The 22146-nt window shown below is 63.0% G+C and carries 16 protein-coding genes; 5 read left to right on the plus strand and 11 right to left on the minus strand.

What is annotated here, in order from left to right; all coding sequences use genetic code 11:
- Window positions 1–119: 119 nt before the first annotated feature.
- A complete protein-coding gene (pgm, locus tag BTIS_RS07920; protein ID WP_094664328.1) occupies window positions 120–1796 on the plus strand; it encodes a phosphoglucomutase (alpha-D-glucose-1,6-bisphosphate-dependent) in 1677 nt (558 codons plus the stop codon).
- A 133-nt stretch (window positions 1797–1929) separates the two neighbouring features.
- Here the strand turns inward: pgm and BTIS_RS07925 are convergent, their stop codons facing one another.
- From BTIS_RS07925 to BTIS_RS07960, 8 genes are all read right to left on the minus strand, one after another.
- Entirely contained in the window at window positions 1930–4470 is a 2541-nt protein-coding gene (locus BTIS_RS07925; RefSeq protein WP_143248912.1) for a hypothetical protein, read from the minus strand.
- Window positions 4467–5891, minus strand: coding sequence for a hypothetical protein (locus BTIS_RS07930; RefSeq protein ID WP_094664332.1), 1425 nt, complete (start codon window positions 5889–5891; stop codon window positions 4467–4469). Before BTIS_RS07930 ends, BTIS_RS07925 begins: the two co-directional genes overlap by 4 nt.
- Window positions 5888–6829, minus strand: a complete 942-nt coding sequence (locus BTIS_RS07935; protein ID WP_094664334.1) for a heme ABC transporter ATP-binding protein — start codon at window positions 6827–6829, stop codon at window positions 5888–5890. Before BTIS_RS07935 ends, BTIS_RS07930 begins: the two co-directional genes overlap by 4 nt.
- Window positions 6826–8046 (minus strand): FecCD family ABC transporter permease, encoded by a 1221-nt coding sequence (locus BTIS_RS07940; RefSeq protein WP_169713079.1) that lies wholly within the window; start codon window positions 8044–8046, stop codon window positions 6826–6828. Before BTIS_RS07940 ends, BTIS_RS07935 begins: the two co-directional genes overlap by 4 nt.
- A gap of 12 nt (window positions 8047–8058) precedes the next feature.
- On the minus strand, window positions 8059–9306 hold the full coding sequence (locus BTIS_RS07945; protein WP_211279445.1) for a heme/hemin ABC transporter substrate-binding protein: 1248 nt from the start codon (window positions 9304–9306) through the stop codon (window positions 8059–8061).
- Between the two features lie 291 nt (window positions 9307–9597).
- Window positions 9598–12756: a fibronectin type III domain-containing protein gene (locus BTIS_RS07950; RefSeq protein ID WP_094664336.1), complete on the minus strand. Its 3159-nt coding sequence runs from the start codon at window positions 12754–12756 to the stop codon at window positions 9598–9600.
- Between the two features lie 209 nt (window positions 12757–12965).
- On the minus strand, window positions 12966–13157 hold the full coding sequence (locus tag BTIS_RS07955; RefSeq protein ID WP_094664338.1) for a hypothetical protein: 192 nt from the start codon (window positions 13155–13157) through the stop codon (window positions 12966–12968).
- Window positions 13158–13693: 536 nt separating this feature from the next.
- Entirely contained in the window at window positions 13694–13915 is a 222-nt protein-coding gene (locus BTIS_RS07960) for a hypothetical protein (protein ID WP_094664340.1), read from the minus strand.
- 392 nt (window positions 13916–14307) lie between these two features.
- Between BTIS_RS07960 and BTIS_RS07965 the strand changes: the two genes are divergently transcribed.
- The 3 genes from BTIS_RS07965 (at window position 14308) to rpiA (ending at window position 17842) form a co-directional block, all read left to right on the plus strand.
- Complete coding sequence (locus BTIS_RS07965) at window positions 14308–14928, plus strand: hypothetical protein (RefSeq protein WP_140556976.1); 621 nt, start codon at window positions 14308–14310, stop codon at window positions 14926–14928.
- Between the two features lie 590 nt (window positions 14929–15518).
- Complete coding sequence (locus tag BTIS_RS12325) at window positions 15519–16904, plus strand: ribonuclease H family protein (RefSeq protein ID WP_094664344.1); 1386 nt, start codon at window positions 15519–15521, stop codon at window positions 16902–16904.
- Between the two features lie 239 nt (window positions 16905–17143).
- Window positions 17144–17842 carry a ribose-5-phosphate isomerase RpiA gene (gene rpiA, locus BTIS_RS07975; protein WP_094664346.1) on the plus strand — a complete coding sequence of 233 codons (699 nt, stop codon included), beginning with the start codon at window positions 17144–17146 and terminating at the stop codon, window positions 17840–17842.
- A gap of 577 nt (window positions 17843–18419) precedes the next feature.
- On the opposite strand, the gene BTIS_RS07980 is transcribed toward rpiA, so the two are convergent.
- Window positions 18420–18509, minus strand: a complete 90-nt coding sequence (locus BTIS_RS07980) for a 30S ribosomal protein bS22 (protein WP_004268639.1) — start codon at window positions 18507–18509, stop codon at window positions 18420–18422.
- A 193-nt stretch (window positions 18510–18702) separates the two neighbouring features.
- Window positions 18703–19311, minus strand: coding sequence for a hypothetical protein (locus BTIS_RS07985; protein WP_094664348.1), 609 nt, complete (start codon window positions 19309–19311; stop codon window positions 18703–18705).
- 249 nt (window positions 19312–19560) lie between these two features.
- Here BTIS_RS07985 and BTIS_RS07990 point away from each other — a divergent pair, with 249 nt between their 5' ends.
- Window positions 19561–21282: a DNA repair protein RadA gene (locus BTIS_RS07990; protein ID WP_245819382.1), complete on the plus strand. Its 1722-nt coding sequence runs from the start codon at window positions 19561–19563 to the stop codon at window positions 21280–21282.
- A gap of 78 nt (window positions 21283–21360) precedes the next feature.
- Here BTIS_RS07990 and BTIS_RS07995 read toward each other — a convergent pair whose 3' ends face one another.
- A complete protein-coding gene (locus tag BTIS_RS07995) occupies window positions 21361–22134 on the minus strand; it encodes a hypothetical protein (RefSeq protein ID WP_143248913.1) in 774 nt (257 codons plus the stop codon).
- Window positions 22135–22146: the final 12 nt, after the last annotated feature.

Here is a 22146-nt window from a genome sequence, read left to right on the forward strand (position 1 = left end):
CTGCTCCCTTGTGTCCGCCATTGACCCACCACAAACTTATCCCGTTTTCTTCGCCGGCACGACAGTGATTGTTCATTTCGTGCACGCGTTTGCGCAGTTTCGTGTGGCAAGATGGTCTTATGGTTGCTAAAAATGCGGGACTTCCCGCCACCCCAGAAGATCTGATCAATGTCGATGAGGTCATCGGCAAGTACTATGACCTCGTCCCCGATCCCTCGGTTCCCGAGCAGCGCGTGTCGTTCGGCACGTCCGGCCACCGCGGATCGAGCCTGAAGACCTCGTTCAACGAGGCACACATCGTTGCCATTTCGCAGGCTATCGCCGAATTCCGTAAGAAGGACGGCGTCACCGGACCGCTGTACATCGGTCGTGACACGCACGCCCTGTCGGAGCCGGCATGGAAGACCGCCATCGAGGTGCTGGTCGCCAATGGCGTGCGCGTGCGCATCGATTCCCGCGACGACTTCACCCCCACCCCCGTGGTCTCCCAGGCCATCCTGACGCACAACCGCGCGGCCGACGGCACTCAGCGCTTCAGCGGCGATGATCTGGCCGACGGCATCGTGGTCACCCCGTCGCACAACCCGCCCACCGACGGTGGTTTCAAGTACGATCCGCCGACCGGCGGCCCGGCTCCGGCCGAGACCACCAACGCGATCGCCGCCCGTGCGAACGAGCTGCTCGGCGACTACAAGTCCGTCAAGCGCGTGCCGTTCGAGCAGGCCGTCAAGTCCGACCTGGTGGAGCGCTTCGACTTCCGCGACCACTACGTGTCCGATCTGGGCAACGTCATCGACTTCGACGTGATCCGCAACAGCGGCGTGCGTCTGGGCATCGACCCGCTGGGCGGCGCCTCGGTGAACTACTGGCCGCTCATGAACGAGAAGTTCAACCTGTCCATCGACGTGGTGCGTCCCGAGGTCGACCCGACCTGGCGCTTCATGACCATCGACCACGATGGCAAGATCCGCATGGACCCCTCCTCCACGTACGCGATGAAGGGTCTGGTCGACGAGCTCAACGCCGGCGCGTGGGACAAGTACGACCTGGTCGGCGGCACCGATCCTGATGCCGACCGTCACGGTATCGTCTGCCCGAACTGGGGCGTGATGAACCCGAACCACTACATCGCCGTGGTTGTGGAGTACCTGTTCGGCGGCAACCGTCCCGGCTGGCCGGCTGGCGCGGGCATCGGCAAGACGCTGGTGAGCTCCTCCCTGATCGACCGCGTGGCCGCCTCCATCGGCGCCAAGCTCGTCGAGGTTCCGGTGGGCTTCAAGTGGTTCGTCGACCCGCTGTTCAAGGGCGAGGTGGCCTTCGGTGGCGAGGAGAGCTCCGGCATGAGCTTCCTGCGTCGCGACGGCCGTGTGTGGACCACCGATAAGGATGGTCTGATCCCCGACCTGCTGGCCGCCGAGATCACCGCCAAGACCGGCAAGAACCCGGCCCAGCTGCACCAGGAGCAGGTGGAGCGTTTCGGCGAGAGCTGGTACAAGCGCATCGACACGCCCACCACGCTCGAGCAGAAGCAGAAGTTCGCCACCCTGTCCGGCAGCGACGTGACCGCCACGCAGCTGGCCGGCGAGGACATCACCGCCAAGCTGACCGAGGCCCCGGGCAACGGCGCCAAGATCGGCGGTCTGAAGGTGACGACCAAGGACAACTGGTTCGCCGCCCGTCCGTCCGGCACAGAGAACATCTACAAGGTGTACGCCGAGTCGTTCGTCTCTCCCGAGGCGCTGGACAAGGTGCTCGACGAGGCCGGTGCCGTGGTCGACAAGGCGCTCAGCGAGTGAAACCGATCGGATTGATCGACTGATCGGACGGTCCAAGTAATCCGGATAGTCCGATAATCACAAGGTCCCGGTATCGCATGATCTGCGGTATCGGGACCTTGGCGTATTCGACGTAATTCAGCGTATTCACACTCTATCTGCCGGCGAGGAGCCGATCGAGCGCTGCGGAGGGATCGAGTCCCAGCCGACGTCGGATGAACCATCCGCATCCCAATGGCAATGCGGTCGCTGCGGCGATACCTGCCGAACCGGCGGCGATGGTCCGCGCATTGTCCTCGATCAACGGGCCGGCGTCGGCCGCCGATGTGGCACCGTTGCCGTTCGCACCGGGAGACGCGGAACGACCTGTGCCGTCATCCGCAGTGTTGTCGCCCGTCGCACCCGTGTTCTGCTGCGCGGTGGTCTTCTTCGCCGACGAGCTCTTGGAGCCTGCGGAACCGTTCGTTCCGGACGAGGTCGAGGCCCTGTTCGCAGTCGTACCACCCGTGGATCCTGTCGATCCCGCGACGGCCGCACCGGCACCCGCGGCCGACGCCGCCACCGGCGAATCGGCAGGAACGTCGACCTTGTATGAGGCGTCGAACTGCACGGACATCGGCAGCGTGACCTTGGCGAAATCGCGAGCGCCGCCGGCCGTGTACCAGTAGGCGGACTGGCCGGTCTCCAGCTGGAAGTCGACGAACGACTGCGGGAACGAGCCCCAGTACGCCGCATTGGTGTCGTCCTTGGCCGCCTGACCGCCGTGGTCGCCGCTCGCCGTCACCGCGACGCCAAGATATTCCGGTGTGACGGTGAAACCGTGCGCCGGCTGCGCCTGCTGGAGGTTCACATTCCTGATGTCGGCCACGTGAATCGTCCGGGGAGACAGCGTGACCCACTTGCTTGAATCGGTCATGGACGATCCGTAGCCGGAGGCCGTGGCGGTAAGTGCGCCGTTGCCGTTGGCGTCAAGCGTGAGCTTGGGGTCGGTCACGCTCCAGTAGGTCATGCCGCCGTAATAGGCGACCGTCCACGAACCCTTCCATGAGATCTCGACGGAACCGTCCGCTGCCATGGTGCCGGAACCGTTGGCGATCACCACCTGCGATTCGGTGTTGACCGATCGGCCGTCCGCGCGCTTGCTCATGGTGACGTTGTCACCATCGCGGGTGAGACATTTGCTGTCCCATGATGCGCGCGCCCACTGTCCGGCCGAGTTCGGCTTTTCGATGCTGACGTTGCCGTCCACCGCCTTGTAGAAATCCTGCGTCCAGACCTTGGCTGAGCCGGTGTTCGCCGCCTTGCCCGCCGACAGGAAGTTGCAGTCCCCGTAATAGGACGCCGAGTTCGTCTCGTCGTTCATGCCCCAGCGGAGGGTGACGTTCGAGTAGGTGACGGTGGCGTCGGTGTTGTCGTTGGAGTCATCACCGGAGCCGTTGTTGTTATTGTTGTTCCCGTTGTTGTTGGAGTCACCGCCATTGTTGTTGGAGTCACCGTTGTCGGTATCGCCTCCGGAATTGTTGTCTCCGCTGCCGTTGTCGCCGCCGGAACCATTGTCGCCGGAACCACCGTTGTTGTTCCCGTTGCCGCCGGAATTATTGTCACCGCCATTGTTTCCATTGTCTCCGCTGCCGCCGTTGCCGCCATTATCACCGCCGCCGGGATTCGACGGTGTGCTCGGCGCGGCGTCTCCCCACGCAACGCTGATGGGCGAGGCGACCTTGCGCGGCTGGATGCTGTTGGCGTTGCCATCGGTGGTGTACCAGTACGACGTCTGCCCGGTACGCTCGTTGAACGCTACCCACGACTCGGGGAACGATCCCCACCAGTCCTTGTTCGCATCGGTCTGGGCGACCTGTCCGGAACCGGCCTTCACACCGAGATAATCGGGCTGGGCGTCAATGCGCTCATCGCCGAACACGATCTGCTCGGCGTCGCCGTTCTTCACTCCGGTGGCGAAATCGGCCAGATGGATGGTCGTGGCCTCCAGCGTCTCCCACTTGCTCGGATCGTTGCGATCGGCGCCGTATCCGGTGGCGGTTCCGGTGAGCGTGCCCTTGCCGTCCTTGATGTCGAGCACGGGATCGGCGATCGACCAATAGGTCATGCCGCCGTAATACACGATGGTGAACGACGCGTTCTTCCATTCGATGTGTGCGATGCCCTTGCTTGCGTTGACGGTGCCGGTGCCGCCGGTCAGTCGCACGACGTTCTCCGAGTACGTGGGTTCGGCGTCGGCCTTGCCCTGCGGGGTGAACGTGAGTCCGCCGGTCCGTCCGCTGATGCTGGTGCCGTTACGGTTCGTGCATCGATCGTCGAACCCCGATACCTGCTGCAGATCGCCGTTCGCATCGGGTTTGAGGATCTGCGCGTGCGCGTCCTCGTCGACCGTACGGTACAGCGGATTGCCGTCGGTGTCGACCGAATCGGCGGTCCAGATGCCGGCGCTGCCGGCGTTGCCCGACGTGCCCGCGGACAGCGCGTTGCATCCGCCGGCGTATGCGCCGCCGCCGCTTTCGGGGTTCACGCCCCAGTCCAGTACGACGTCACTCACCGTGGTATCGGTCGTGGTGCCATCCCCGTCGCTTGTTACGGCGAATGCGGGTGCCATGGCCGCCACCGATCCGGCGCAGACCGCCGTGACCGTGGACAGCGCGCAGATGGTCTTCAGTATGGTCTTTCCAAGACTCATCATGATTCCTTCCGCTCGGATCCGGCCGAATCGGTCTTGTCGTCGGCGCCGGAGTTATCGACGATGGGCAGCGTCTGCGTCTCCTGCACATCGGATCCCGTGGAACGCAATCCACGCAGTCCGCCGCCGGGAACGAATATGGATGGCGTACCGGCGGACTGTGCAACAGCTGAATTCGCAGTACTGTTCACCGGCGAATCGCCCTGAGACGGAACCGCGAAATCAGACGGATTCCCCTCGGCCATCGCCTGTGCCTTGTCGGCCTTCGCCTGCTCCTTCAACACCCGCTCATGCAGTCGACGACGGTGCTTGGCGGTCCTGATCTCCTCGCGCGCGCGGACGCTGGCGGCCTTGCGCTCGCGACGCGCGGCCTCCCTGTCCAACGCCGCCGGCGAAATGCCGAGCAGCAGCGACTTGGCCGCAAGATATCCGCCGACTCCCGCAGCCAGCACGATGATCGAAATCCCCAGAATGATCACCGCCGCCATGATCAGCCATCCGGCGATTCCCCAGGTCGGTACGTTGGTCATGCCATTCCTCTCCGTTGTCGCTCCCGCAGCCGTGGTCGCCGCATTATCGTTCGCCGCATTGTCGTCTGCCGCGGCGGCATCGTTGGTCGATGTATTGTCTGCCGTACCGTTCTTCGCATCGGCGTTCGCGTCACCGTTCGCCGTATCGGCGGACTGCGTCTGATCGGCGTTCTGATCGTTGGATTCCGTGGAGCCATCGGCGGACTGATCGTTCTGCGACTGCTGGTCGGACGCCGTCGCGAACGTCATCGGCGTGAACGTCTCGTTCGTCGAATTGGCCACGCCATGCGCGCCGATCGTGATGATGCCGCACTGCACGGCCGTGCAATCGACATCGACCGGATTGCCCGACCGGTCCACGCTGGTGAACTTCGCACCGGGCACGGTGATCTTGGCATGCCACGTGCCATCCGCAGCGAGCTGTCCGCCATTGGCGGCCGACGCGGTCGAATCGCCGGGGAACGCGACAAAGACGTCATAGCCGGTCGGATTGTTCTCGTCATCCGGCACGTACCGGTAGGTCTCCCCCGTCACCCCGCCCTTCGACGGCTTCCAGGAATCCCCGTTCGGATCGCTGACCCAGCCGAACAGCACGTAGATGCCGCCGAATCCGCCCTGCACCGACTGGAATCTGCTGCCGGACAGATCAACGGTCGTCGCCGAATCGGGATGCAAAGTGCCGCCCTCCACCGACGTCGACACCTTGGCGCCGGCCGCATGCGCGGGCAACGGCAACGCAACCGACGTGACGATCGCGATCACCACGGCAGTCACGGCCATCATAATCATCGCCGCACGTCGTACCGCGTCGGTCATGAACGTATCGGCCGCGATCGTGCCGGGCCTGTTCGTGCCGATCCGGAAACCCCGGCCCCTGCTCAACTCGTCGCTCACTGCACTCCCCCTGATTCCACGGTTCCACCGCCAGCATCAACGCCAGCATCAACGTCAACGCCAGCATCAACACCAATGCCATGCCTGCCATGAACATTGCGGTCCACGACCGGACGCCACGGCACGATGATCAGTCCGCCGTCGGGATGACGCAGCACATCGATCCGGCACTGATACACGTCACTCAGCAGCGTCGGCGTCAGCACCTCCTCCGGCGTGCCCAACGCTCGCAGACGCCCCCGCTCCAGCAACGCCACACGATCGGCCCACGCGGCCGCCGCATCCAACGCATGCACGATCACCACCACCGCACATCCCGCGGCCGCATACTCACGCCCGACGCGCATCAACATCTCCTGATGCTTCACATCCATGGCCGCGGTCGGCTCATCAAGCAGCAGAATCGGCGCGGTCTGCGCCAGCACACGGGAGAACGCGGCACGTCCCCGCTCACCGCCGGACAGCGACGTGTACACACGGTCGGCAAACGGATCGACCTCGGTCATGGCCATCGCATCGTCGACGATATCGTCGTCATGCATCTCCTGAGCGGTGCCCTCCCACGGGGATCGGCCCATACGCACGATGTCGCGCACATCAAACGGGAACGTCACGTCCACGGACTGCAGCAGCACCGCGCGACGCATGGCCAATTCCGTGGAATCCCAGGCGTCGATCGGCTTGCCGAACAGGGAGATGTCACCGTCATCGAGCGGAATGTCGCCGGTGATCGCGTTGAGCAGCGTCGATTTTCCGGCACCGTTCGGCCCCACCAACGCCAGCAGTTCGCCGGCACGAATGTCAAGATCGATGTTGGACAGCACCGGGCGCTCGCCGATGGTCACGCTCACGTTCGACAGGTCCAGTACGCATTCGCCCGGCTTGGGCATATCGGGCACCAGATGATCGGTGCGCCACGGCATTGTCAGAGTCATCATGCCCAACCTCCCGACTTGGAACGGCTGCGTCGCAGCAGCCAGAAGAAGAACGGGCCGCCGACCAGCGACGTGAGCATGCCGATCGGCAGATCGGCGAAGGCGATGGTCGTACGTGCGGCGAAATCGGCGATCGTCAACAGCAGTGCGCCGCCCAGCGCGGACGCCGGCAGCAGTGCGCGATGCCGCGGACCGATGATCATGCGCAGCAGATGCGGCACCACGAGTCCGACGAACGAGATGATACCGGAGAACGCCACCGCCGACGAGACCAGCAGGGCCACCGCGATCATGCAGACGAACCGCAGGCGTTCCACGTTCACGCCAAGATGACGGGCCGGCTTCTCGCCCAACGACAGCAGATCGAGACGACGGGCCATGCACTGCACGATGATCATGCCCACCACGCACAGCGGCGTCACCAGCGCGACCTGCTGCCAGCGGCTGCCGTTGAACGAACCCATCTGCCAGAACACGATCTGATCGCGGGCACTGGTGGGCGCGGCGAACGTGAAGAACGCTATGAGCGCCCCTGCGATGGCGTTCACCGCCACACCGGTGAGGATGAGCGTGACGACTTCGGTACGGCCGCCGCGACGGGCGAGCACGTAGACGAGCATCGTGGTGCCCAGACCGCAGACGAACGCCAGGAACGGTGTGGTGAACGAGCCGAGGAACGTCCAGCCCATGAGAATCGAACAGCTGGCACCCACCGCGGCACCCGACGATACGCCGACCGTGCCGGGTTCGGCGAGCGGATTGCCGAACACGCCCTGCATCACCGCACCGGCCACGCCGAGCGCGGCACCCACCACGATGGCCATGGCGATGCGCGGGAATCGTACGTTCCACAGCGCCTCGTTGCCGAACGAACGACTGGGGCCGTTGAGCCAGTGGATGCCGATCTTGTTGAGCACCGATCCGATCACCTGATCGAACGGGATGACGAGCTGGCCGAGCGACGCCGACACGATGGTCATGATCAGCAGCGCCACGGCCATGATCAGGAACGTGGCGGCGGTCCGGCCCATTCCGGTTCGGGAGGCGTTGGCGGCGAGGGCGAGATCGGCGGCGTTGGCGTGGATGCGGGCCTCGCGATCGCGCTGGGATTGCTGAGGTGCCTGGGATTGCTGGGCGACGATGCGGTCCGGACGATCATGCGGACTGGGACTGACGCCGCCCGCACGTGCCGTATCGTCTGCACTCGTTGTGCGTGTCATGTGTGCGTGCTCCTAATTCTGCTGACTCTGCTGACTCTGATTTGCACCCTGCAGCTGGTTCTCGATGACCTCGGGCTTCTGGTCCGGCTGATACGACAGTTCCGGCGCATACACGGCGGTGGCGAGCGCGGCCAGCACCTGCGCGGTCTGCGGTCCGAAACTCATGATCTCGTAGTCGCTCATGTCCACCACACGCCGATGCTGTCCGGCCGGTGTCTCCTTGATTCCGGGCAGCTCAAGCATGGAATCAAGGCCGCCTGCGGATTGCACGCCGAGCGTCATGGCGAGGATCACATCCGGTGCCGCCTTGATCAGCGCCTCGGCATTGGTGGGGGCCATGCCGTTGAATCCGACTTCCTTGGCCACGTCCACCGCGCCGATCGACTGGATGAGCGAATCGGCGCCGGAGCCTTCGCCGAACCAGTAGTAGATCGACGTGCCGCGGACGTAGAGGAACACGATGCGTGGCTTGTGGTCGGCGTCGGCCGGCACGAAACGTTTGCCGATCGTATCGATGGTCTGGCTGATTTCGCTGTTCGTGCGTTCGACGAGCTGCTTGCCGAGTTCGCTCACGCCGAGCGCGTCGGCCACGGCCTGGATTTGCGTGCCGACGCCGTTGATGCCCTGATCGCTGACGATGGGCACGAACACGACGGGCACGCCGGACTGGCGCAACTGTAACTGCACGTCGTACGGTCCGATGCTGGTGTCGGTGATGATGACGGTGGGCGACAGCGCCATGATCGCCTCGGCGTTAAGATCCATGCCGTTGGCGGTCACCTTGGGCAGCTTGTCCATGCCGGACGAGCCGGTGGCGGTGTCCCTGCCGACGAGGTTGCACCCGAATCCGAGCGCGTACACGGCGGCGGCGAGGCCCCCGTTCTGGTTGAGCGCCAGGATGCGGGTCGTGTCGGTAACGGTCTGTTCGGGACCGTCGGAGCTTTTCACGGTCACGGGCAGCTGCTGCTGTTCGAATGGCGCGTTGCTGATCGGGATGATCTGGTCGGATTTGGTGTAGGCGGTGGTCGGTCCTTCGATCGTGCGCGGATTCTGCAGTTTGGCCGCAGTGACGTCGGGCAGTTCCGGAGGGTTCGGTTCGGTGGAGGCGTCCGGCACGATGCATGATTCGAGGCTGGCCTCGCTGATGGTGCCGATGTTGGCGCATCCCGCCACGGACAGCAGGCATGCGACCACGAGCGCCGACGTCAGCAGCGTGCGTGCGCCGCGTCGGAAATCGCTGATCATATGTCCGATGTGCATGGGTGATCCTTGTGGGGGTGTGGGTGTTTGTGTGTATGTGGGTGTGGGTGTGGGTGTGGGTGTTTGTGTGTGTGGGTGTGGTTGGGCTTGTGGAGTTTTTTTGGGGGGGCGGAGGCGGCAATCGGCAAATATGATCCGGCTCTCCTCCACCCATCGAAGGGTGTCATGACCGATGTCATGACGGGAAGAGAACCGGATCGTTACGTGTGATGATCAGTCGGATGATTGGTGCGATCTCGACGATCTCACGAATCATCCGACGATCAATCGTCACCCAATCGTCACCGTGACTCAGTCGCGGTTCATGCGGCGACGGGCGGCGAACGCGATGCCGGCGCCGGCGGCCAGCACGAGGGCCACACCGAACACGCCGAGGACGGCGGAACCGGTCTTGCTCAGCGTGGCGGGCTTCTTGGTGGCGTTCGCGGCATTGGCGGAAGCGTTGCCATTGCTCGTCGTGGTGGACGAGGTGTTGCCGTTGCCGTTCGACGTGGTGCCGGAGGTGCCGTTGTTGTCGGCACCGCCGTTGTTGGTGTTGCCGTTGTTGTCGGTACCGTTGTCACCGGTGTTCGGCGCGGACACGTGCACCGGCAGCGAAGCGGACACGGCGACGTCGTCGATGGTGGCCTTGATGGTCACAGTCGCGGAGCCGGCCTTCAGCGCGTTCACGGTCGCCTTGGCACCGGTCTTGTCGGCGGTCACCTTGGCCACGGCGGCGTCGGAGGACTCCCAGGCGACGGTCACGTCGTCGGTGTTCTCGCCGGCGATCACGGCGTTCACGGTGGCCTTGCCGTCCACGTCGAGCTTGAGCTCGGTGATGGTCTTGCCGTCGGCGTTGGCGAAGGTCAGCTTCGGCGCGATCGGGGCGGGGGCCACGGCGGTGCCGCTCTGCGTGGCGTCACTGGTGCCCTTGGCGTTCTTGGCGGTCACGGATGCGGTGTACTCGGTGGCCGGGTCCAGCTTGGTGAAGGTGTGCTGGAACGTGTCGGCGTCCACGTCGGCGGTCAGGTCGGAGGCCTTGACCTTGGCCGCGGAGGCGTCCTTCGGCGTAAGGGTCACGGTGTAGCCGGTGATCGCGGAGCCACCGTTGTCCTCGGGCTTCTCCCAGCTGACGAGCAGCTCGTGGGCGGCACCCTGCTTGGCGGTCACGTTGCGCGGGGCGGACGGCTTGGTGGCCTCGGTCGGGGTCACGGCTGCGGACTTCTCGGACGCGGCCGAAGAGCCGGCCTCGTTCTTCGCCACGACGGTGGCGGTGTAGGAGACGCCCTTGGCGGTCAGGCCGTCGAAGGTGACGGTGGTGGCGTCGGCGGCAACGTCCTTGGTGATCGGAGCGCCGGTGGACGGGGTAAGGGTCACGGTGTAGCCGGTGATCGCGGAGCCACCGTCGGACGGAGCCTTCCAGTCGACCTTCACCGAGCCGGCGGCCGGCACGGAGACGGCGGGCTTGGCCGGGGCGGCCGGAGCCTGGGCCTGGGCCTTGAGCGAGATGGTCTTGGCGGTGTCGAGACGACGGTCGCTCAGCGACAGTCCGTGCGCGGCGGTGGTGCCCACCACGTAGGTCTTGCCGTACTGGAAGGTGTTGGCGGGAATCGTCACCTTGGTGGTGAACTCGCCATCCTTGATGTCGGCGGCCTTCACCCAAGCGGCCTTGAGGAAGTCCTGGGGGCTGGTCGGGTTCTTACCGGCGGTCCACACATCGGCGTCGGCGACCACGGCGTAGGCGCCGTAGTAGGCGGCACCACCGGTGAAGCCGGTGCCCTTGACGGTGAAATCGGTGTCCTTGGTCGGGTCGATGTCGGAGACCGGGGTCACGGTGATGGTCGGGGTGGAAGTCGGGTCGGCGTTCGGGGTCACGGCGTCGGAGGCCGGGGACGCGGCGCTGGAGCCCTTGTCGTTCTTGGCAACCACGCTGGCGGTGTACGACACGGCCGGGGCGGTGAGCTTGCCGAAGGTGGCGGAGGTGGCGTCGGCGGCAACGTCCTGGGTGATCGGGTCACCGGTGGACGGGGTGAGGGTCACGGTGTAGCCGGTGATCGCGGAGCCACCGTCGGACGGAGCCTTCCATTCCACCTTCACCTGGTACGGATCGGCCATGGAGCCGGCCACGGTGGCAGTTGGCTTGGCGGGGGCGGCCGGGGCGGTGGCCTCGGGCTCGGCGGCCTTGAGGGTCAGGGCCACGGCGTGGTCGAGGTTGCGGTTGGTCACGGACAGCATGTGTGCGGCGAACGTGCCGACCACGTATTCCTTGTTCGGGTCGAGCGTGTTGGCGGGGATGTCGAGCACCTGGGTCCAGTTGCCGTCCTTGTCCAGGTTGGAGTAGCCGTCCTTCGGATCGTTGGCGGGACGTACCCACTTCTGAACCAGGAAGGCACCCTGGTCGGTCGGGACCTTGCCCGGCTCCCACACGGACTTGTCGGCGATCACCACGTACGTGCCGTACGCGGCGCCGGAACCGGTGTATCCCTTACCGGTGACGGTGACCTGCTGGTCCTTGGTCGGGTCGATGGTGGTCGGATCCGCGGACAGCGTGCCGACGTTGCCCACCTTGGACGGATCCTCGGCGGCCTTGGCGGTGTAGGCCACGGTGATCGGCGTGGGGGCCTTGGCCGAGGCGTTCGCATCGGAGGTGCCGTTGTTGTACCAGTAGGAGGACTGGCCGGTCTTGTCCTGGAAGGTCACGAAGTCCTGCGGCCAGGATCCGCCGTCCGGGGCCTCGGTGGTCTTGATGGAGTTGTACTCGGGGGTGACGGTGAAGCCGGTGTCGGTCACCTTCACGTTCTTCAGCTCGGCGATGGTCTGGTTCTCGGCGACGGGCAGCTTGCTCCAGCTGCTGCTGCCGCCACGATCGGTGCCGTAGCCGGACAGATCGGCGGTCAGGGTGGCGGTGCCGTCGGCGTTCACCTTCAGCTCCGGATCGGCGGCGAACCAGTAGGTCATACCACCGTAGAACGCGACGGTGAAGGAGCCCTTCCACGTGATGTCAGCGGTGTTGGCCGTCGTGTCGATCGTGCCGGTGCCCTTGCTGAAGTTGACGGTGGCACCGGTGGAGGAGCCATTGCCGCCGGAGTACGGCGTGGCGGTGGCACCGCTGGCGGTGAGGCACTTGGTGTCCCACGTCGGGGTGACGGTCAGGTCGCCCTTGGCGTCGGGGTACTTGATGCTCACGTTGCCGTCGGCGGCCTGGAATCCGGGCTTCGGATTGTCTGCGGTCCAGGCGGTCATCGCCTTGCCCGTGTCTCCGGCCTCGCCTGCGGAGATGAAGTTGCAGCCGCCCACCCAAGAGCCGCCGGTGGCGATCTTGCTCAGGCTCCAGCTCAGCGTGGCGTCGCTGGTGGTCTTGGCGGTGGTGTCGGCGGCAGAGGCCACCGGCACGATCAGACCGGCACCCATCGTGGCCGCGGCGACCACGGAGGCGAGCGCAGCGGCCCGTTTCCTGTTGTTGAAGAACACTGGTGTTCCTTTCGTCTCATTCCCCAGCGCCCGCTGCGAACCCCGATCGGCGCATGACTGCGTTACGCGATCATCGTTCCATTTCGTACACGTCGTTCACGTTCATCAGGGCACGGAACGAATCCCATGAACCCCAACGAATCCCATTGGCGTGTGCGACTCAACGTCTATTCCGGAGCCTCCCTTATGGGTAATAGGTCCGGTTCGTGTCAGGCGGGCATCGGCGCCAGCGTTCCGACGAGACGATCCCGGCATGCATCAACCATCGACCCGTCGTCGGCCGTCACCGACTTTCGTTTATTCGTTTCGGCCACCGGCATGCCGTTCGGGCACAGCCGCTGGTCCAAGCGTCGGTTCAGTCGACGGCCTGCGCCGTCGGCTCGGTCGACCGCAATGATCATGACGATCCTGCGGGATAGTCCAACACTGTTCCACGTCCATCGCCTCGACTGCTCCAACTTGTGTATGACAGGCGTGGTCCGTGAAGAACACTCGCACGATACGACGAGGAAAAAATCATTCTCAAGTCTTGATTTATCCAGGAAAACTACGTAGTCGCGCGCGCGATATCAAGAATCATTCGCAAAATCAATACCTGTGATAAGAATCACACTTGTCCATTTCCCCATTTCCCCGGCATATCCCTTACCACGTATCCGGTCAGTAGCATGACACACTGCCCGCTAGAGGTCTGCAGTAGCCTACGTACAAACCTGCAGCAGAGCAGCCCTCTGTCAATCCAGCACAATCAGTAATCAACACAATCCGTAACAGCAACGCACTCATTGCGGGTTTGTCACAACTGAAAACCAACCCGCAGTGAAAGGTGACCTTCACTGCGGGTGCAATAGAATCGCACGATCAACCCGCAGCAAGGACCAGTCCCCCGTGCGGGTCCACCAACGCAACATAGAAAACCCGCAGTGTAGATCGCTCCTCACTGCGGATACATTGCAATACGGATATCAACCCGCAGCAAAGCCTCCTCCTCACGCAACGAATCCACCTGTAGCGTCTGGTTGAGCAGGTCTGCAGCCCCCACGCACAACGGATCCGCCACACCAAACCTACTCACCAACCCAACGACAGCCCCTTTCCACTGCCGATGCGGCAATAAGCGAATCCACTGCGCCTCAACGGAATCAACACGAATCCACATTCGACCACATTGGCCAATTCCCCTGGTCAAGCTGGTTCCCACGCAATAGCGTCGATCATATGAGAACGAACACAGCCATCGAGACCCTCCTCGACAATGCACAACAGACACGACGCTGCGCTGCCGGCGCCAACGAATCCCAACGGAAATCACTACGATTACGAGCGCATCAACAACTCCTCGTAACCCCGTATCGCAACATGTACGCACGTCCGGAATACTGGCAATCGCTAAGTCCTCCAGAACGACATCTGCATGTGGCACGAACACTCTCCGAAATCCACTCTGCATGGACTTTCGCCGGTCTGACCGCCATCTGTGCGTATGGAATCGAGCATTCGTATGCATTGCATCGAGAATTGACGGTTCATATCGCAAGTGCCACGAAGATCGTGAATCGCAAGAACGCTCCGATACGCCGAATACATGTCCACGACATTCGACGCTATCAAGCCAACGGCATACCCGTCACCGACATCCATCGCGCACTCATCGATTGCGCATCCATGTATTCGTTCACCGACACACTGCCGATGTTCGATTCCGCGGCGCATAAAGGAGTATCACTGAACGGTCTTCCGGAATCCTGCCGGACACTCAGCATCGACAGCGCCAACGTCGTCGCACTGTGCGCATACGCGGATCCGCTGAGCGAGAACGGCGGTGAATCATTCGCCCGCGCGACGATCATCGAACTGGGATTCATCGTGCCTCGACTGCAACGGCCGTTCATGAATCCATCGAATCCGAACGCGCCGTTACGCGCGGATTTCACGTGGGAGCTGCCTGGAGGCATACTCATCGTGGGTGAATTCGATGGCATGGAAAAGTACGTCATGAACGATACGACACGCAGCAGCGTTCAGGCCAGAGTGCATGCCGAACGAGAACGAGAGAACCAACTCAAGGCTCAGGGCGTGACCACGATCGTACGGTTTGAATTCGAGGATCTCACTCATCCCGAACGGCTGGAGCACAAGCTGCTGCAAGCAGGCGTGCCGAAGCGGCGGTGATATGACCGTAAGTGCGGATCGTACCGTACGTGGAATCATACGGATGAGCGTGATGTGTACCAGCAACAACCATCCTTCGATGCCGATTCGGCACAGGCTGGATGCAGACCCGCAGTGAAGCGGTCAGTCCGCTGCGGGTCTGCATCACATTATGCGCGAACCCGCAGTGAAGAGCATGCATAACTGCGGGAATAGCGGAGTAGTACTACCAACCCGCAGTCAGCGGTTCTCCTCCATGCGGGTTGCTGTCAAACCGCACACCAACCCGCAGCAAACAGCTCTCTTCTATGCGGGTTTTTACTGATCCACACACCAACCCGCAGCAAAGATCATGTTCCATCTGCGGATCCGAACAAGTCGTCAGCGTCCAGCTATCCATCAGTTACCGAGGCAAAGCAATACCGATCAGAATCCACGTACATCCACGCATATTTGACGTGCCTCGCCGCTCCTACAAGCCAGACCTAGATCAACAGGAGAATCATTCCGCAAGCGATACCACACCCTCATGTGATGAACAAATTGGACTGTAAGTGGACGACGGCGCGACGCGGATGTTCCCGAGAAGGGCAGACGGTAGGGTGGGGCGTATGACGATTACTGTTTCCACAGACGGCAGCGCGCTGGGCAATCCGAACGGTCCGATGGGATGGGCGTGGGCCGATCATGAGGCGCATGCCGGCGGACGTCCTGGTCACGAACACAGTGGCGACTGCGATGCCGGTGGCGCCACGAACGGCACGAATCAGATCGGCGAATTGTGCGCGGTGCTCGAGGTGCTGCGCGCGCATCCCGGCAGCGAGCCGCTGGTGATTGAAACGGACTCCCAGTATGCGATCAACTGCTCCACCAAGTGGGTGCACGGTTGGAAGCGCAACGGATGGCGGAATTCGCAGAAGAAGCCGGTGAAGAATGCGGCCGTGATCAAGGCGATCGACGTGGAGCTTGCAAAACGTCCCGGACCGGTGAAGTTCGTGTGGGTGAAGGGGCACGCGGGCAACGCCGGCAACGAGAAGGTGGACGAGCTGGCGCGCACGTACGCGGAGGACTGCCGGTCCGGCGCCCGCGATGGATACCTGCCCAAGGAGGGTTGGGAGTCGCTGCTGGCGTCGGAGTATGCCAAGGGTACGGATGTGCCCGCCGACGCGCAGATGCTCATGGATGGGAAGATCACGGCGGCTGAATATCATCTGGGGCATGGCGAGGATACGGGTGGCGTTGGCGCGGCCGGTGGATCGTCGGGGAGTGCGGCACGCGCCGACGCACGTGGTACGGGTGTGGCTGCCGATCGCAGCGAACGCACCGATCGCGGTGAACGATCGCACACGTCGCATACGTCGCGTGATCGTGGCACGAAGTCGTTGACGCAACGTCTCGCCGGAGAGGAGGGCGTCCCCGAACTGGCTGATTTTTCGGCTGCATCGACGGCTACGAACGCGTCGGCAGGCGGAACCGGTATCGGTTCGAGTAATCGCACTGTCGGCATTGACGTCGACAACGGTTCAGTCGACGATGGCGGTACGATCATCAGCGGTAATATCAACGGCGGCACGACTGGCGATCGTGCTGCCGGACACGCTTCAGCAGGAAGCACTCCGACCGAAATCGATACGGATCGGCGCAATGCGGCCACGGCAGAGGATGGCAGGAATGCCGCACATAGCCGTCAACTGGCGGAGCCTCAGGCATCCGGTCCTGCGACCGGAACCGTCAACGACATCGTGCAGAATACCCGTCAGACCGCCGCCCGACAGACGTCGCCTGCTGCTTCGCAATCGCCGCGACGGGCGACCGGGAGCGGATTGCACGCGTCAGGACGGATCCGGATCACGCCGCCGCCGTCAAGCAGTCCGTCGTTTGCCGGCGGCACGATCACGATCAACGGCACGATCTCGTTCACCGGAACCGTGGATGCCGACGGATACATGCAACTCGACGGCGATGTGACGATCATCCCGCATGGTTCGCGTGGGTGACGGCAGAACGAACCGTCGCCCGCGAGCCGAACCGCCACTGGAAGCAGTAAGCATAGGAACGTACGCGCCAACCGCACCGCCACCCACAAACCGCACCGCCACCTGCCAACCGCACCGTCACCCACGACAATGCGGCAATATGGCCCCCCGAAATTCCACGCGGCCGCCTAGACTGGGCAGGGAACTCATAGAACGTTCAAAACCGATCGCTCAGACGCACATATCGCGAAGGAGAAGACATGGATAAGGCACAGCAGGACGCACTGAAGAAGGCGGCGGGCATCGAAGCCGCCAAGCTCGTTGAGAACGGCATGATCGCGGGTCTGGGCACCGGCTCCACCGTGCGCTTCCTCGTTGACGAGCTTGGCCGCCGCGTGCAGGAGGAGGGCCTGCAGTTCACTGGTGTGACTACCTCCCGCCGTACCCAGGAGCAGGCCGAGGGCTATGGCATCAAGATCGTGGATGTGGATGATGTGGACCACATCGACGTGACGATCGACGGTGCCGACGAGGTGGACAAGAACTTCAACGGCATCAAGGGCGGCGGTGCCGCTCTGCTGTGGGAGAAGATCGTGGCCATCAACTCCAACAAGATCGTGTGGATCGTGGACGAGTCCAAGGTGGTCGACACCATCGGCAAGTTCCCGCTGCCCGTCGAGGTGATTCCGTTCGGTGCCGGCCACGTGGTCAAGAAGTTCGAGGCCAAGGGCTACAAGCCGGTGCTGCGTCTGGACGCCGACGGCAAAGAGGTGCGTACCGATGAGAACAACTTCATCGTCGACCTGCACCTCGAGCGCATCGATCATCCGCAGGATCTGGCCGAGGACCTGATCAACACCGTGGGCGTGGTGGAGCACGGCCTGTTCCTCAACATGGTCGACACCGTGATCGTCGGCGATCCGAACGGTCCGCGCGTGATGACCAACGGCAACAAGTGACCGGACTGCGAACGGATACGATCCGATCCATCTGGTTCATCCGAACCATCTGATTTCGCGGTTTATCCAGTAGTGCCGTCGACATCTTTGTCACAATATGACGATAGATGCCGACGGCACTTTTGTATATCGTTCTTTATGTCCATTTCCGCCATATACACGGGCAGTGAGTTATTCATAACGTCGTGTGCCCACGACCATCGGGACCGTTCGATGCTTATTCGCCTTACGTGTACGTCCGATAGGCATCGCAGTCCATCCCCGATGCTTGTTTGACGCACACATACGACCGATAAGCACCGACACTCTTCCTCGATGCTTGTCCGACACATGCATGTGTCCGATAGGCATCGCAACACATCCACCATGCCCATTCGCCGTACGCATGTGTCCGATACGCACCGTAACTCATCCCCGATGCTTGTCTTACGCATGCGCGCGTCATACAGGCAGCCCGTCGGCCGCGCAACCAACCAACCCCAATCCCAATCTTTCACATATAACGAAAGGTCCCGAACCACGTCGTGTGATCCGGGACCTTTCCATGCTGTTGAGCTGCTCGCAACGGAGCGCAACACTACTTGCGCTGGTGACGAGTCTTACGCAGCAGTTTGCGGTGCTTCTTCTTGCTCATCCGCTTGCGGCGCTTCTTGATGACGGAACCCATCTGAAGCCTCCATTCTATACATGTCGAAAAGATTGCAACTTGCCCAATAGTACTACGGCTTTCGGACGAACACCACGAAACTCCCACACTTCGTGGGTAAAACGCCGATGTATCACCGAAAACGGTCGACCGTCATACGCTTGACGACCCATCCGTCCGGCCCGCGCACCCGGCGTTACAGGCGTTACGGGCGTTACAGCGGGAACTGCTGGTAGAACGACAGCACCGCATCCTTCGGGCCGGTCACCTGGAACACCGCCGTATCGTTCTGCCACACGGCCACGGCCTGCTTCTTATCGGAGGCATCGGCCTTCACCAGATACGTACCGGTGTTCGCGCCCGACACCTTCACATTGCCCTGGGCCAGCGTGTCGCCGGTGAGTGCTCCAGCCACCGCATCGTACTGCGCCTTGGCGGCATTCGAGTCAGACCACTGTCCAACCAGCACGGTCAGATCCTGAGTCGTATCGCCGGTGGAATACGTGACCTTGTACTCCTCCACCGGATTCGCGGATGCCCAATCCTGCGCGGCTTCGGCACCGGTACGGGCGTAGTTGGTCACGGAGTCGGGTGCCGCCTTGAGCAGATCCGTCGCATCGGTCGGCAGAGCGCTTGCCTTGATCGTGGGCGTTGCCGGAGCGGACTGCGTCTGCGAGGTCTGACTGGATCCATTCTGGTTCTTCATCGCCCATCCCGGCCAGATGAATGCGCTGGCCAGTGCCAGCAGCACGACCACCGCCGCGATGACCACGACAACAAGACGACGACGAGAGGAAGTGGAATTGTTATTAGGATTAGGCATACGGCGATTCTCTCACGGCGTTAGGACGCTCATACCCTGCCCATTCACGGTGTTTTTCTCAGGTTTTCGCCATGCGGTAGTTCGTCGCCATCCGACATCTGCCACTTCACGCGTTTGACACCAACGTCGATCTCATGGCACCGTTGCCCAAGGATGTACAAGAATGTCCGGCTCGACCATCATCCATGGTTCGCGCGGAACTTGACCGGCATCGAACAAATGTCATCCAACGCCAATAGCGTGGAGATCATGGCGAAATCCTCAACTCAGTATCTATGCTCGGAATGCGGCTGGAGCGGCGGCAAGTGGTTCGGTCGATGCCCCGAATGCGGCCAGTGGGGCACGGTCGAGGAATTCCATGAGGCACGACCGAGTTCGCGTACGCGCGCGGCGAAGATCATGGTCACGGAGACCGGTGTCGTGACCGCAGGAGGCCGCACCGGCACAGGCCGCGGCACCAACGCCGGAAACGGCTCAGCGAATAGCTCTGTCCGTGCCGGCAGTACGCGTGCCGCCGGTACCAACCCTGTCTACGACGTCAGCGCGGGCGGCATCGGCGCGGTCCGCACATCGCGTACGGAGGCCGTGTATGTTCCGGATAGTCTGATCACGCCGATCACCGAGGTGGCCGATCATGACGTGGATCGCATCGGCACCGGATTCGAGGAGTTCGACCGCGTGCTCGGCGGCGGCATCGTGCCTGGATCGGTGGTGCTGGTGGCCGGTGAGCCCGGCATCGGCAAGTCCACGCTGCTGTTGGAGACCGCGGGACGCGTGGCCAAAAGCATTGGCGACACCGCTGTCAGCGACACCGCCAACACAAACACTGGCGACGCCGCTCCCACTGGCAACACCGCCAGCAACACCACTACCGTCACCGCCAGCAACACTCCCACCCCCACCGACCTCACCGGCAAGGTCCTCTACGTCTCCGGCGAGGAATCCACCGCCCAGGTACGCATGCGCGCCGGACGTATCGGCGCGGTGAACGAGAATCTGCTGCTGTCATCCACCACCGATCTGGCCACCGTGCTTGGTCTGCTCGAACAGGTGAATCCGCGTCTCGCCATCGTGGATTCCGCGCAGACCATCACCTCGCAGGACGTCGACGGCATCGCCGGCGGTTCCACGCAGGTGCGCGAAGTGGCGAGCGCGCTCATCGACGTGGCGAAGAGCCGCGGCATCCCCGTGCTCCTTGTGGGCCATGTGACCAAGGATGGCTCGATCGCGGGCCCGCGCACGCTGGAGCATCTGGTCGACGTGGTGTGCCAGTTCGAGGGCGACCCGCAGACCGCGTTGCGTATGCTGCGCGCGGTGAAGAATCGTTTCGGCCCCACCGACGAAGTCGGTTGCTTCGACATGAGCGGCGAGGGCATTGACGAGGTGACCAATCCCGGCGCGCTGTTCCTGTCCGACGCGGACGACACCGGCAGCACCGGCAGCGGCGGCTCGGCGAACACCGAGGGCACGTGCGTCACGTTCACAGTGGACGGCCACCGTAGTCTGCCGATCGAAGTGCAGGCGCTGGTCACGAATTCCGTGCTGCCCACGCCTCGCCGCGCCACGAACGGCATTGATTCGAACCGTCTCGCCATGCTCGTTGCCGTGCTGTACCGACATGGCAAGGTACCGCTGTTGACGAACGACCTCTATATTTCCACGATCGCCGGCGGTCTCGCCAAGGAGCCGTCATGCGATCTGGCCGTGGCGGCCGCGTTGGCGAGCGCCGCGTTCCATGCGCCGATCCCGCGCGACTGGGCCGCCATCGGCGAGATATCGCTGACCGGTCAGGTCCGCCCTGTTCCACGGTTGGAATATCGTCTGCGTGAGGCGGCCCGATTGGGTTTCACGCATGTGGTGGTGCCGAAACATCGTCGCGGTGCCAAGCCGATATCCGTGGACGGCATCACCGTGATCGAGGTCGACTCACTGCCGCGCGCGTTGCGTGCGCTGGGCGTGGAGCGTAAATAGTCGCAACGATCCTACTGCACAGCGATCCCCCTGCCCAGCGATCCCTCTGCCCAGCAAGCCCCCACTGCACTGCATCCGTCACTGCACAGTGATCGTCACCGGCGAGGACTTGATCTTCTCATGATCGCGCACGGACAGCGTCGCCACATACGTGCCGGGATCCACCTTGGCACGCGCGTTTTCCGCCTGACACTCACTGCCGGTGCTGGTCGTGTTCCACGCGATCGTCTGCGTGTCCTTGTCGGAACCGGTCATGAGCAGCTGCCGCGAATCCACCGGGCAGGAATCCGACCGCCAGACCGTGTTGTCACCGGACGTGATCGTCAGAATGCGTGACGCGTTTGACGCGTCGATCACACAGTCGCGTTTGCTGTCATGTTTGATCACGACCTTGAAGGTGACCTTGCCGCCCTGTGCGACGGTGGTCGTGTCGGCGGTCAGGTCCAGCGAGACGTCAGACGCCGTGCAGTTGGGGATGCCGGGATTCTTCGCCTTGGTCGAGCTTTCCGACGCGCTGGGCGTGGCGGATTTCGACGTCGCGGATTCGCTGGGCTTGGCCGACTGGCTTGCCGACGCACTGCTCTTGCCGTTCGAGGCACTTGCCGTGGCGCTCGCGCTTTGCGACGACGATGACGACGACAATGAACCGCTCACCGCCTGCACGCCCCGGACCACGCCATACACCAGACCGCACAGTGCGGCGATCACCGCCAGCAATACGATCACTGCGACGATGCGACGACGACGATAGATCCGCTGCTGTTTCTTGCTGATTTTGCGCACCGGTTTCCGGGCTGGTTTTCTGGTGAATTTCTTCGGGGAGCCATTTGACGTGTTCTTCCGCTGTGCCATAGCACCGAGTGT

This window comes from Bifidobacterium tissieri (assembly GCF_002259645.1).
Lineage (GTDB): Bacteria > Actinomycetota > Actinomycetes > Actinomycetales > Bifidobacteriaceae > Galliscardovia > Galliscardovia tissieri.

Coding starts and splice junctions, on each gene's coding strand:
- pgm (WP_094664328.1), top strand. CDS start 120: ATGGTTGCTAAAAATGCGGGACTTCCCGCCACCCCAGAAGATCTGATC.
- BTIS_RS07925 (WP_143248912.1), bottom strand. CDS start 4,470: ATGATGAGTCTTGGAAAGACCATACTGAAGACCATCTGCGCGCTGTCC.
- BTIS_RS07935 (WP_094664334.1), bottom strand. CDS start 6,829: ATGATGACTCTGACAATGCCGTGGCGCACCGATCATCTGGTGCCCGAT.
- BTIS_RS07940 (WP_169713079.1), bottom strand. CDS start 8,046: ATGACACGCACAACGAGTGCAGACGATACGGCACGTGCGGGCGGCGTC.
- BTIS_RS07945 (WP_211279445.1), bottom strand. CDS start 9,306: ATGCACATCGGACATATGATCAGCGATTTCCGACGCGGCGCACGCACG.
- BTIS_RS07955 (WP_094664338.1), bottom strand. CDS start 13,157: ATGATCATTGCGGTCGACCGAGCCGACGGCGCAGGCCGTCGACTGAAC.
- BTIS_RS07960 (WP_094664340.1), bottom strand. CDS start 13,915: ATGTGGATTCGTGTTGATTCCGTTGAGGCGCAGTGGATTCGCTTATTG.
- BTIS_RS12325 (WP_094664344.1), top strand. CDS start 15,519: ATGACGATTACTGTTTCCACAGACGGCAGCGCGCTGGGCAATCCGAAC.
- rpiA (WP_094664346.1), top strand. CDS start 17,144: ATGGATAAGGCACAGCAGGACGCACTGAAGAAGGCGGCGGGCATCGAA.
- BTIS_RS07980 (WP_004268639.1), bottom strand. CDS start 18,509: ATGGGTTCCGTCATCAAGAAGCGCCGCAAGCGGATGAGCAAGAAGAAG.
- BTIS_RS07985 (WP_094664348.1), bottom strand. CDS start 19,311: ATGCCTAATCCTAATAACAATTCCACTTCCTCTCGTCGTCGTCTTGTT.
- BTIS_RS07990 (WP_245819382.1), top strand. CDS start 19,561: ATGGCGAAATCCTCAACTCAGTATCTATGCTCGGAATGCGGCTGGAGC.
- BTIS_RS07995 (WP_143248913.1), bottom strand. CDS start 22,134: ATGGCACAGCGGAAGAACACGTCAAATGGCTCCCCGAAGAAATTCACC.